Source organism: Paenibacillus sp. FSL L8-0494 (assembly GCF_038003695.1).
In the GTDB taxonomy this organism is placed as follows: Bacteria; Bacillota; Bacilli; order Paenibacillales; family Paenibacillaceae; genus Paenibacillus_AQ; species Paenibacillus_AQ odorifer.
In genome coordinates this window covers 1,407,385-1,419,095 of record NZ_JBBOPQ010000001.1, presented here as the reverse complement: position 1 = coordinate 1,419,095, position 11,711 = coordinate 1,407,385, and the positions used below count along the sequence as shown (strand labels likewise).

Below are 11,711 nucleotides of genomic sequence, written 5' to 3'. Positions count from 1 at the left end.
CTCTTCGCTTTATCCTTTTACAGCAGATCCAACTGTCATTGCCCGTTCCACCTGCTCACTAAAGAACAAATAGACAATAACCATTGGCAGACTCGCCATCGTCATAACCGCCCCCATGCCACCCCAGTCTGTGCTGTATTGGCCTTGGAAGAACAATAGACCCAGCGGCAGTGTTTTCATCCCCTCATCAGAGATCAGAATATAAGCCAGCAAAAATTCATTCCAGTTGTTCAGAAATTGAAAAATGGCTACTGTTGCGACAGCTGGCGTTACAACCGGCACAATAATCTGCAGAAACATCCGGTATACATTCGCGCCGTCCATACAAGCGGATTCCTCCAGCTCCCCAGGGATACCCTTCATAAAGCCGTAGAATACCAGACAAGAGAACGGCAATCCAATGGCGACATAAGGAACAATCAGCCCACCGTAGGTATTAGTCAGATGTAAATCCCGTACGAGTATGGCAAGTGGAATCATAATTACCTGCAGCGGCATGAACATTCCGATCGTCATATACAATCTGACCCCTTCACGGAATCTCCACCGCAGCCGGGAAATTGCGAATGAGAACATCAGCGATAATATGATAATAAGTAGCGTTGAAATCGTAGAGACTACCAAGCTATTCGTAAAATATCGCGGTATATTGAACTGTGACCAAGCGGCCACATAGTTTTCAATCCGGAAATTAGTCGGAAATCCGAAAGGGTTGGTGACAAAAATCTCATCATTATTTTTCAGAGAATAAGAAATCATCCATAATAGCGGATAGATGGAAATGATAAAATAAATCCATAAGGGAAGCTGTATGAGCAATGCTCTCACTTTTTTCATAACGTTCCTTTTCCTTTCCGGCGTACTGCCTTATGCTTCATTTCGGTCAAATGTCTTGTTGATAATAATGGTGGCCAGAAGCGACAGAAGGACAAGCACAACCGATACCGCACAGGCATAGCCGTAGTTGCTTTCCAAGAATGCATAACGATAAATCATAAAGGTAAGCGTATAGTTACTCGTTCCCGGTCCGCCGTTAGTCATAATCAACATTTGTACAAAAGCACCGATTCCTGAAGTAATGGCAATGATCAGACAGAATTTGAACGTCTCCTTCATCATTGGAATTGTCACCTTACGATGCGCCATCCATTTGGAGCAACCGTCAATCGTGGCAGCTTCCATGTACTGCTCAGGGACAGATTTAACCCCCGCATATAAAAGACTGAACTGGTAACCCATGAACTGCCAGGCATTAACAAAGGCAATCGCAATTATGGATGTGGTTGGAGAAGTAAGCCAGTTTTGTTGATAAGGAATATGCAAAATTTCAAAAAGCCTATTGATCAATCCGTTATTCGGATCGTAGATGGCAATCCATAGCTGACAAACAACCGTAACCGACAGAACTACGGGAATAAAATAAGCTGTTTTCAACAACTTACGCCCTTTGATTCGCGGATCGGCACAGGCAAGCGCAAGAATGGTTCCCAATCCGATCTGAAATACAGCGAGTACCAGTGCAAAAATAAGGCCGTTACGAAGGGATGTCAAAAGCAATGGATCATCAAACATCTCTACATAGTTGGACAATCCGTTAAAAGTAGCCGTACTGAGCCCGTCCCACTCGAAAAAGCTACGATAAAAGGATTGAAGCACTGGATAGATAATCACTACGCTATAAATCAGCAGAGCGGGAAGCAGAAACAGCATTATGGCTTTCTTATTACCTAAGTATTTATGCATGCGGTAAGATTCCACTCCTTCCTTGCCAAGCTGCTCACCCGATATAAGGGCTCGATCCGGGTGAGCTGCAGGGCATGGACCAATTTTTATTTATTTTATTTCTCTAATTATTTATTTTCTTTGTTCAGCACTCGGTTCATGTTATCCGTGAACTGCTTAGCCGAGAATCCTTCGATCAACATATTTTGTGTATTGTCGTCCAGTGCATTTTTAATTTGAACACTGCTTACCGCATTGGCGTACCCCTTCACGTTTGGCAGCACTTCTTCAGCGATTCTTTTCATCATGGCAGGCACTTTACCGGTCATTTCTTTATCCACTTTAGTCGCTACGATCGGGCTACCCAGCTGTGTATATTTGTATTCGCTATATTTTTGTGCGATGAAACTAGCTACTTTCACTGCAGTCTCTACATTCTTGCTGCTTGGAGAAACGGCAAAGCCACCAGGACCTCCTGCACCGTTAATGTACATTTTGTTGTTCTCATAAGTCGCTTCGTCCTTAGCTGGCCAGTACATCCAATCCACTTTATCCCCAAGCTTCTCAGCACTGCTGTAGATTTCCCACTGACCGTTGACGAACATGCCAGCTTTTCCTTGGTAGAACAAAGATGAAGCTTGATCATAATTGGTATTCGTAGCATTGACGTCGAACAAGCCTGCTTCTTCCAGCTTCTTCATTTGTTCTGCTGCTGTTACATAAGGCGAAGGCAATGTTGTCGTTCCCTTCGTTTCGAGTGGGCCAAACCCTTTCGTCTCCTCACGAGTCACAAGTCCGCTATAAAAAGAAGTAGTGATCCATTTCTCCTTCGCGAAAATTGAGAGCGGTGTATACCCTGCTGTAGAAAGCTTCTTAGCCGCTTCAGCCAACTGATCGATCGTCTTGATCGGCATCTCGATGCCTACCTCTTTAAAGATATCCTTGTTGTAAAACAACATTTGGAATTCAATTCCCGTATATGGGAATGCGTATACATGACCGTCTGGGGCAATTAGACGGGACTCATTCCCTGTGTTTAGATTCGCTTTGAAATCTTTGGTGGCTTGGTATTCATCAAGCAGCTCGACATTTTTAGATTTGGCGAAGGTTTGCAGCGTAGGCCAGTCTGTTTCATAAATATCCGGCATGTTCCCAGTCGCGGCATATGTTTTCAGCTTCTGGTAGCCATCTTGAACAGCCTCATCCAGTACAATCTCCACCTCCGGCATTTCCTTTTTTAATTCCTCTACGGCATAATCAAATGGCTTTGAAGTATCTTCGTCAAAATGCTGTGCATAAATTTTTATTTGAATTTTCTTATCGGTATTCCCAGCGGTCGTATTGGAACCTTCAGAGGTTGAACCACCGTTTCCGGCATTGTTACCACCACAGGCTGTAAGTGAGAAAGCTAAGGATAAAACGGTTGCAACCCCCAGTGTTCTGAATAGCTTGTTGCTCATAATGAATCCCCTTTCTGATGCTCTATTTAGTGGAGCTAGTTGAATCCGCTATTTGTTAGCGTTTTCATCGTCCTGTTTCTATTATATTTGAGCCTTGAAGACCCAAAAAGAGCCATATCGGGCACAATCGGTAATAAACAGGACAAAATGAAAGCGGCCTCACCAGAGAGCCGCCACCAAATATGTTTATTAAATTTCATTATTAACGCCAATATGGCGGGAACGGGCAGCCAGCTGCTCAAATTCAGACGGCGGCATGCCATAGTGTTTTTTAAAGCATTTACTGAAATAATTCGGGTCATTATAGCCCACTTTACCGGCGATTTCAGACAGTCTCACATTTCCTCCAGCAAGCAGTTCCTTGGCCTGCTTCATACGAGTATAGGTAATGAAATCAAGTACAGAGATTCCACCTTCTTTTCGAAAAACCTTCCGTAAATAGCTGGTATCTACATAAACGCCATTCGCCACCTGGTCAACTGTCAGCTCACAATCGGAATAATGCTCCCGGATGTACTCTTTGGCGGCAATGAATAAATTGTACGACTTAGAGGGGCGGTGCTCACGACCTTGATCAATGACTTTACTGTACAAGCCTTTTATCCAGCTTTCAGTCTCATCCCAGTTATCCATCTCCCGTAGCCGCTGCTCCGGTGAACCTGCTGGTTTCCAGAGACTTTCCGGATTGATCCCTCTTTCTCCAGCATAGGCAAGGCAAAGGGATACTATACTCATTAATAGAGTAAAGGAATAGCTGCCTCCCCCTCTCTGGCGTCGTAGAATCTCAATTAATTTGCTTATGTCCTTCGCCGCTGCATCGCCATCCCCCATCTTTAACGCCATCAGCATGGCATCCTGAATTCCAAGATGAGTGATTTCTTTGGATGGAAAGGAGAACTCCTCTATCCCTTCAGAGGAATTCTGCTCGTCCATTTGGAGTGGAAAGAGCTTATTGGAAGCCGTTCCTTCTGCAATTATTTCCGGCTTCCCAGCTTTGCGTGCACCTATTTTATGTGACTGAAGGCGCTGCTTCACCTTGATCATCATCTCGTTAAACTCTTGCTGGTTAAACGGTTTCAATAAATAATCTTGTACACCTAAGCGAATCGCTTTTTGTGCATAATCAAATTCATTGTGCCCTGTTACAAAAACAATAAGCATATCAGGAGCATTGGCCTGTAACCGGGTAACCAGCTCCATACCGTCCATATAGGGCATACTAATGTCCACTAAAGCCAAATCTGGTTTCGTCCGTTCCGCTTCTTCCAGCGCTTCTCTGCCATTTGACGCTTCACCACAGACACTGAAATCATATTTACTCCAATCCAGCTTGGTCCGCATATAATAACGAAACAGCGGCTCGTCATCTACAACCATCACTTTATACATCTACGCTGCCCCCCTGCGCTTCCGTACCGGGAATCGTCATTTTCATAACAGTACCTTTTCCCAGTTTACTTTCTACCGATAGGCCATATGGTTCTCCAAAATACAGCTTAATCCGTTCATGAACGCTGTAAATGCCAATGGATGCCGGTTTTCCTTCTCGTGAGCGGTATTCTACAATCCGCGACACCTGCTCCCCGGACATGCCAACACCGTTATCCTCCACGGTAATGATAACTTCTCTTCCGTGTGTATAAGCCTCTATTGAGATTAGCCCCTGACTGCCCTTTGTTTTTAATCCATGGTAGATTGCATTCTCGATGAGCGGCTGCAGGGACAATTTGGGTACCTTGACTCCTTCGAGAAATTTCGGGATATTAATCTCGTAACGTAATACGTCGGGGTTGCGAACCTGCATAATAGCCAAATAATCAGCTGCATTTGATACTTCCTCGGACAGTGGAATAACCTCGTTCCCTTTGCTAAGAACAACCCGATAGAAATCTGCCAGTGCCTTGGTCGTATCCCGAGCTGCTTCATTAAGCTCCAAATCGTTGAGTACATAAATCGTATCCAGTGTGTTGTACAGAAAATGGGGTTTAATCTGGGCATGGATCAGAGCTAGTTCATATTCACGTTTCCGGACTTGTTCGTTTGTAATCGTCCGCATCAGCTCCTGAATACGACCAACCATGGAATTGAATACGGTGGAGATTAGCCCAGTCTCATCCTCTGTAGTCACTGGTGAGGTGACATTCAGATCGCCTTCCCTTACTTTACGCATCGCCTTCGTCACTTGAAGAAGCGGATTTACGATAATCTGTGACAGCTTTCCTGCAAGCAGCAGAGACAGTAACAGGCATCCTATTCCCACGAATATAGTTAACGTTATATTACGGTGAATATCCGCAGTTAACTTCTGCAGCGAAATCGTATTCACAAGCTTCCAATTCAGCTTATCATAATACGTCACAGTGACCAGCTCTCGCCCGCTCCCCTTGCCGATAATTTCCGAGACAGAGCTTCCCGTCTTCCTAAGACTGCCGTTCAGTCTGTCCTCAGGCTTCAGTAGAAGCTTTGATTTATCAGGGGTGGACACGGTCCTTTGCGTTCCGTCTACTATAAAATATTTCTTGTCCGAAGAGGTTTCTCTAGCGGTTTCCAGAAAAGCAGAGAGAGCATCTTCTTTTACGTTCACAAATAATGTACCTATTAGGTTGCCCGTTTTAAGATTGTACACGACTTTACTCAGTGTGAGCACCGGAACTGCCGGATCACTAACCAGATAATCTCTCTGCTCCATGGGAAGCCAACGGTTAACTCCGTAGCTGCCTTTTTCTTTAGCCTTCTCCAGCATATCGCTGGTGAATACCTTCTGCTCGTTAGGATTACCGTAGGCGTAAGAGGAATATATCTGCCCTTCCGTATCCACAAATACAGCAGAGTCGACATCCGGAAAAATAATCAGATCGATAGAAAGCTGGCTCTGCATTAAATTGCGAAACCGCGTCTGCTCCACTGTCGAGGATAACAACGGACGTTCAGCATACATCCGATGGATGTCGGTAGTTATAATGTTGGCACTGCTCTCCGTATTTTTTACAATCGTATCTATTTGCTGCATGATGAGCTTGGATTCATCTTTAAAATTGTACTTAGCCTTTTCGATCATCGAACGGCTGAACATCTGCCCTGAGAGCAAGCCTAAAGCAAGCAATGGAAAAATGATCAACGGTATAAAAATAAGGATTATTTTATTACGAATCTGCAATCTTCCAAACCACTTCACTAAGGAATCCCCCCGCATAACAGCCGCCTCCTGTGTGTTCTAGCGGTAATTCATTATGTGCTTCATATCCGTAAATCTCAAGGAGAAAGTATAAATACATATACAACTAGGGCGAGTGTGAGCAGGATAAAAACATTCTCTACAGCTCCACCTTTTTTCGTGCCTGTACTCATTAGCTTTAGACGCAGCTTAAATGGAATGGGCGGCAGGGGCGTAATTCCCCTTTGGGTGAGAGAGTCGGCCAATAGATGAAGCGCATAAGACATGCCGCCTGCTATCCATAGACTGCCACCATCCTGTATACCCGATGAAGCAAAATACAATAAAGTGCTCCAGCCTGCAACAGCATATAAGGTATGAGTCAATCCACGATGCGGGACAAGTGATGTAACTACGAGTATACAAGCTACTATGTAGTTCCAAGGATCATACGCCCCTCCGTATGCAAATACCGCAGTAGCGATTAGTACCATCACCAGATGCCGCAGCTTTCTTCCCGGCAGGAAAGTTACACTCCCCACAAGTAGGGCCAGTACAATATTCCAAGGGCTTTCAACGATTCCTGCAAAATAAAGATAAATCGCTGCTCCTATCAAAGCAACCTGTAGTATCCTGAGCAGAAAGTCAGGAATCGCCTTGCGTACCAGTAACGAATTCGGTTCATCAATGTCTGGCAGGAGCGAACTTAATGCCGCGACGGCAATAACCGGGATTGTAATCTCATGGGCCATCAAACTCATAACAGATAGGGTAACCCCGGTGCTGATAATTAAATGGGATCTGCCCATCATAGTGAAACCGCTCCTTTCTAAGATGCAAAAACAAGAACAAATGTACGGTTATCGAAGTATATCAAGACCCGGTTTTTTTGTCTACATAAAACGCTGAAATCGCTTAGTATATAAGCCTTTGCGCGATTTCTATCTTGTCCTCCCCATGAATATACGATACAATTTGGACAACTTGACCTTGTCGTCTACATAGAGACGGCAGCTGCTGAAGAAAGGATGACCTAAGTAGTGAAGCGTTCCCGTATAGCCGATTTTAGCCTGCTATTGGTGGCGATGATGTGGGGATGTACCTTTCTGATTGTACAAAATGCTGTCAAGGTGCTGCCACCACTCGCGTTTAATAGCATCCGCTTTATGGGCGCTGCCCTGTTGCTGGCTCTAATCACAGTTATTTTTTACCGCAAGGATTGGAAACAGCTAAGTTTCCGCATGGTACGCGATTCTCTGCTGCTTGGCCTTTTTTTGTTTTTGGGCTATGGCTTTCAGACTATGGGACTTCTATATACAACAACCTCTAATACCGGCTTTATTACCGGGCTATCAGTTGTCCTAGTTCCCTTTCTGTCTCTAGCCCTATTGAAGCATGCGATTTCACGATACACTTGGTTCAGTGCAGCACTCGCCGCAATCGGGCTTTATCTGTTGACGTTCACGGGCTCTGCATTATCCTTGAATAAAGGCGATGCCTTGATTCTTCTATGTGCCATAGCTTTTGCGTTACAGGTAGCCTATACTGGCGTTTATGCACCTCATTATCCGGCGTTGCCGCTAGCTACTCTGCAGCTTGCTTTCGTTGGGCTGTTCAGTATTGCTGCCTCGCTTATTTTTGAAGGGGCAACACCGCTCGCCCACAGCGGGGAGCTGATTAAGGACCCAGATGTGCTTTGGGCTCTGCTGATCTCCATTGGGCCAACCAGCGCTTTTGCCTTCTGGATTCAAACCGCCTGTCAGAAATATACTACCCCATCGCGGGTAGCCATTATTTATGCCACAGAACCGGTATTTGCCGTTCTGACGGGTTTAGCCTTTGGCGGGGAAACACTCGGGTTGTCCGCTCTGCTCGGTTGTGGTTGTATTCTGGGGGCTATGCTTATGGCAGAGCTGAGCCCGGAACCGGGTCAGAATCAACATAAGAAGAGTTATTTTTCCAAATTACATTTATTTAGAAAGAGATAAGGAGAGAGACAAATGTACAAATTGATCGCGATTGATATTGATGACACTCTGATTAATGATGACAAGGAAGTAACACCCGCTACCCAAACTGCGCTTGAAGAGGCAGTTGCCGCAGGTGTTGTTGTAACCCTTGCTACAGGCCGTGCTTACGCTTCCGCTCAAGCCATTGCCCGTCAAACTGGACTAAACGTACCTATCATTACTTACCAGGGTGCACTCGTTAAGAACTTGCTCGATGAAAAAGTACTGTATGAGCGTTACGTCCCGCAAGATGCAGTCCGCAAGCTGTTCACTTACTGCGTGGAGCATAATCTGCATCTGCAAACTTACATTGACGACAAGCTATATGCCCGTGAAGACAACAAAAAGATCAAAGACTATACGGACTTGAATAAAACGCAATATTTTATTGAGCCTGACTGGGAAAAGCTTGTCCCGCAAAAAACACCAAAAATGCTAATTATCGATGATCCTGATTTCTTGGATGAACTGGCTCCAATCCTGCATGAATTGCTTGGTGATTCCGTGCATATTACCAAATCCAAACCACACTTTCTGGAAATCATGCATCATGAAGGAACCAAGGGCATTGCACTTGAATTCCTAGCCAAACATTACGGCTGTGATCTTTCCGAGACCATCGCTGTAGGCGATTCTTGGAACGACCATGAGATGCTGGAAGCTGCCGGACTTGGCGTCGCTATGGAGAATGCTATTCCTGCTCTGAAAGAAATCGCTGATTTTGTGACCCTAAGCAATAATGACGATGGCGTGAAATATGCGATTGATAAATTCATTCTTAATAAAGTGAACTAAACTTCCTTAAGCAAAAGGGTGCAGCAACGCCATATTTCATGACGTTGCTGCACCCCTTTTTATTCCAAAACTCAAACTCCTGTAGAAGCTAATTCCACTTTCTCGGGTCCCATTCCACTCTCTTCTTCCTGCTCTAGCTGAGAATAGTACAAATCATTATATCTTCCTTCGGCAGCAAGCAGTACCTCATGCGTTCCACTCTCTACAATTTCACCATTCTCCATCACGAGAATGATATCAGCGTTCTGAATCGTAGATAAACGGTGCGCGATAACGAGTGTAGTTTTATCTCCCATTAGTTTACGAATAGCCTGCTGCACCAGTTTTTCTGATTCATTGTCAAGTGCAGCAGTAGCTTCATCCAACAGCAGAATAGGAGCGTTTCTCAGAATTGCTCTTGCAATGGATAGCCGCTGACGTTGTCCCCCGGACAGTCGTGAGCCTTCCTCACCAATATCAGTATCCAGTCCCTCAGGCAATTCCATTACAAAATCATAGGCATTCGCTTTTCGCAAAGCTTCCAGAATTTCTTGCTCATCCGCCTCTGGATTTCCATTCCGGATATTATCACGAATGCTTCCCGTATAAAGACCTGCCTCTTGCGGCACATAGGAAAAATAACTTCTAAGCTTAGCCAGACTCATCTCGTTGATCCGCTGCCCATTGATTATTACTTCGCCTTCATCGGGTTCATACAATCCCAGCAATAGTTTAAAAAGCGTAGATTTACCTCCACCACTCGGTCCCACAACCGCCATCTGTGTTCCCTTTTGAAGCTCTAAGCTAATCTTGTTTATACTTTGTCTCTCTGCTCCCGGATACGAGAAAGAGATCGACGACATAACCATACTCTCAAATTCTGGTTGCTTAGTCTCCACTTCTGGAAGGGTCTCAACCTCCACCGGGCTATCCAACACCTCAAAGATCCGTCCCGCCGCCCCAAGTGATTGCTGCATCGAATTGATCAGTCCCGGCAATGACGAGAACGGCATTACTAAATAATTCATGAGCTGGATGAAAGCAATCATCGCACCGACCTCAAGTGATCCTTTTGCCACAAAATAACCAGCCACGACCAGCGCCAGAAGAAACGTAAAGTTTCCCAAAAAAGAGGAGAATGAGCCAGTAGCTCCCTCAATTCTTCCCCGTTTTAATTCTTCAGAAGTAATATTCTCACTATGCTCCTGATATTGCTTCATTAGTCTGCGTTCAATGCTAAAGGATTTAAACACCATACTACTGCCTAGAATGTCATGTAAAAAGGAAGTAATCTTACTCATATTAGTCTGAATCTTCACACTGTTCTCACGCATCGCTGAACCGAAGATTTTTCCCGTAAGGAACATCAAAGGCCCCATTGCAAAACAGATCAATGCCAGTAACCAGTTAATATAGAGCAAATAACCAAAAGCCGCGAGGGCTAGTAAAGGGTTACGGATTAGATCAATCATTACCTCGCCTGCAGCATTACCAACAGATTGATTATCATTAGTAAAGCGGGACAATAAATCCCCAGAATGATTACGGTCAAAATAAGACTGAGGAAGAGCTAAGGCATGCCGCATCATATCCAACCGCAGCTCATTTCTGATCTTGGCAGAGATTTTATTTTTGAAATATCGATCGATGAAACCGTTAATTGCACTCACTAATAAGTAGATTAATCCGAAAATAACCAGCCCTTTAAAAGCTTTCACATCGAGTCTAACCGCAGCATCCGTAATTACTGAGAGCAGCCAAGCAATCGTTAAATCCAGAACAATCCCAAATAAAGTCGTAAATAATAAAATCGTATATAAGAGCTTGTGCCTTAACATATATGTACTTAATCTTGAAAATACGCCTTTCTGCTTCAAAGAACCAGCCCTCTCACTTAAAATTCTATACCTCTAACCTTAGCGAACACCTTACTGTCATGCCATTCCCCATCATGCCCAAGACTCGTACTGCGCAGGATCCCCTCCAGTGTAAAACCCGCACGTTCGGCTACCGCGGCACTTTTGATATTTCGTGCACTACAAAAGATTTCGAGACGATTCACCCCTAGTTCCCGTATGGCAAAATTGGTGATTCCATTTACGGCTTCTGTCATATATCCTTTGCCTGCACAGGCGCTCCGGATCCAATAACCAATCTCAAAATTGCGGAGTTCCCAGTTTAGATGATGCAGGCTAATGCAGCCGATAAAACCCTCCGTATCCCTTCTAAAAATACGCATATGTAGCTTATACCTTTTTAGAAACTCCAGTCTGCCTTCTCTAGTAACTTTCTCTGATTCTTCTAATGTGGGTATTACTTGAGCAAAAGCCATCCAAGGTCTCAATTCATCTATACTTTCACGGATAGCCTCATTCATGCTAACTCCATCTCCCCATAAAGGGGCACGAATGAGCAGCCTCTCTGTTTCAAAACTCTCGGGAAAATCAAGCAGGATTGGATCCTTGGAGTCAGCCACTTCGTACTCCTCCTCTGACGATGATAATTATTCTAAATATGTAAAAATAATACGATATGCTTTTTGATTATATAGTATATATCGGGATCTGAATACTGAATGCAATAGAAATCACA

The 11,711-nt window shown here is 44.4% G+C and carries 10 protein-coding genes; 2 read left to right on the top strand and 8 right to left on the bottom strand.

Annotated elements, in window-relative coordinates:
- Positions 1-9: 9 nt before the first annotated feature.
- The 6 genes from NYE35_RS06340 to NYE35_RS06315 all read right to left on the bottom strand — a co-directional run bounded on the left by NYE35_RS06340 (position 10) and on the right by NYE35_RS06315 (position 7,148).
- A complete protein-coding gene (locus tag NYE35_RS06340) occupies positions 10-837 on the bottom strand; it encodes a carbohydrate ABC transporter permease (protein ID WP_036681776.1) in 828 nt (275 codons plus the stop codon).
- A 30-nt stretch (positions 838-867) separates the two neighbouring features.
- The gene (locus tag NYE35_RS06335) at positions 868-1,743 is read right to left on the bottom strand and encodes a carbohydrate ABC transporter permease (RefSeq protein WP_038569153.1); all 876 of its coding nucleotides are present in this window, start codon (positions 1,741-1,743) and stop codon (positions 868-870) included.
- Positions 1,744-1,850: 107 nt separating this feature from the next.
- On the bottom strand, positions 1,851-3,182 hold the full coding sequence (locus NYE35_RS06330) for an ABC transporter substrate-binding protein (RefSeq protein ID WP_076142159.1): 1,332 nt from the start codon (positions 3,180-3,182) through the stop codon (positions 1,851-1,853).
- Between the two features lie 189 nt (positions 3,183-3,371).
- Positions 3,372-4,571: a response regulator transcription factor gene (locus tag NYE35_RS06325; RefSeq protein WP_051491207.1), complete on the bottom strand. Its 1,200-nt coding sequence runs from the start codon at positions 4,569-4,571 to the stop codon at positions 3,372-3,374.
- Positions 4,564-6,375, bottom strand: coding sequence for a cache domain-containing sensor histidine kinase (locus NYE35_RS06320; protein WP_076104832.1), 1,812 nt, complete (start codon positions 6,373-6,375; stop codon positions 4,564-4,566). The genes NYE35_RS06325 and NYE35_RS06320 overlap by 8 nt, the downstream gene beginning before the upstream one ends.
- A gap of 59 nt (positions 6,376-6,434) precedes the next feature.
- A complete protein-coding gene (locus NYE35_RS06315; RefSeq protein ID WP_038569151.1) occupies positions 6,435-7,148 on the bottom strand; it encodes a metal-dependent hydrolase in 714 nt (237 codons plus the stop codon).
- 228 nt (positions 7,149-7,376) lie between these two features.
- Between NYE35_RS06315 and NYE35_RS06310 the strand changes: the two genes are divergently transcribed.
- Entirely contained in the window at positions 7,377-8,324 is a 948-nt protein-coding gene (locus tag NYE35_RS06310; RefSeq protein WP_076104833.1) for a DMT family transporter, read from the top strand.
- Between the two features lie 12 nt (positions 8,325-8,336).
- The gene (locus NYE35_RS06305) at positions 8,337-9,140 is read left to right on the top strand and encodes a Cof-type HAD-IIB family hydrolase (protein WP_341120429.1); all 804 of its coding nucleotides are present in this window, start codon (positions 8,337-8,339) and stop codon (positions 9,138-9,140) included.
- A gap of 71 nt (positions 9,141-9,211) precedes the next feature.
- Here NYE35_RS06305 and NYE35_RS06300 read toward each other — a convergent pair whose 3' ends face one another.
- Together NYE35_RS06300 and NYE35_RS06295 are read right to left on the bottom strand one after the other, a co-directional pair.
- Positions 9,212-10,996, bottom strand: coding sequence for an ABC transporter ATP-binding protein (locus tag NYE35_RS06300; protein ID WP_341001490.1), 1,785 nt, complete (start codon positions 10,994-10,996; stop codon positions 9,212-9,214).
- Positions 10,997-11,013: 17 nt separating this feature from the next.
- A complete protein-coding gene (locus NYE35_RS06295) occupies positions 11,014-11,595 on the bottom strand; it encodes a GNAT family N-acetyltransferase (protein WP_341120427.1) in 582 nt (193 codons plus the stop codon).
- Positions 11,596-11,711: the final 116 nt, after the last annotated feature.

Bases quoted from the DNA above. Each gene is read 5' to 3' on its own strand.
- NYE35_RS06340 (WP_036681776.1), bottom strand. From the start codon at position 837: ATGAAAAAAGTGAGAGCATTGCTCATACAGCTTCCCTTATGGATTTAT.
- NYE35_RS06335 (WP_038569153.1), bottom strand. From the start codon at position 1,743: ATGCATAAATACTTAGGTAATAAGAAAGCCATAATGCTGTTTCTGCTT.
- NYE35_RS06305 (WP_341120429.1), top strand. From the start codon at position 8,337: ATGTACAAATTGATCGCGATTGATATTGATGACACTCTGATTAATGAT.
- NYE35_RS06330 (WP_076142159.1), bottom strand. From the start codon at position 3,182: ATGAGCAACAAGCTATTCAGAACACTGGGGGTTGCAACCGTTTTATCC.
- NYE35_RS06325 (WP_051491207.1), bottom strand. From the start codon at position 4,571: ATGTATAAAGTGATGGTTGTAGATGACGAGCCGCTGTTTCGTTATTAT.
- NYE35_RS06315 (WP_038569151.1), bottom strand. From the start codon at position 7,148: ATGATGGGCAGATCCCATTTAATTATCAGCACCGGGGTTACCCTATCT.
- NYE35_RS06320 (WP_076104832.1), bottom strand. From the start codon at position 6,375: ATGCGGGGGGATTCCTTAGTGAAGTGGTTTGGAAGATTGCAGATTCGT.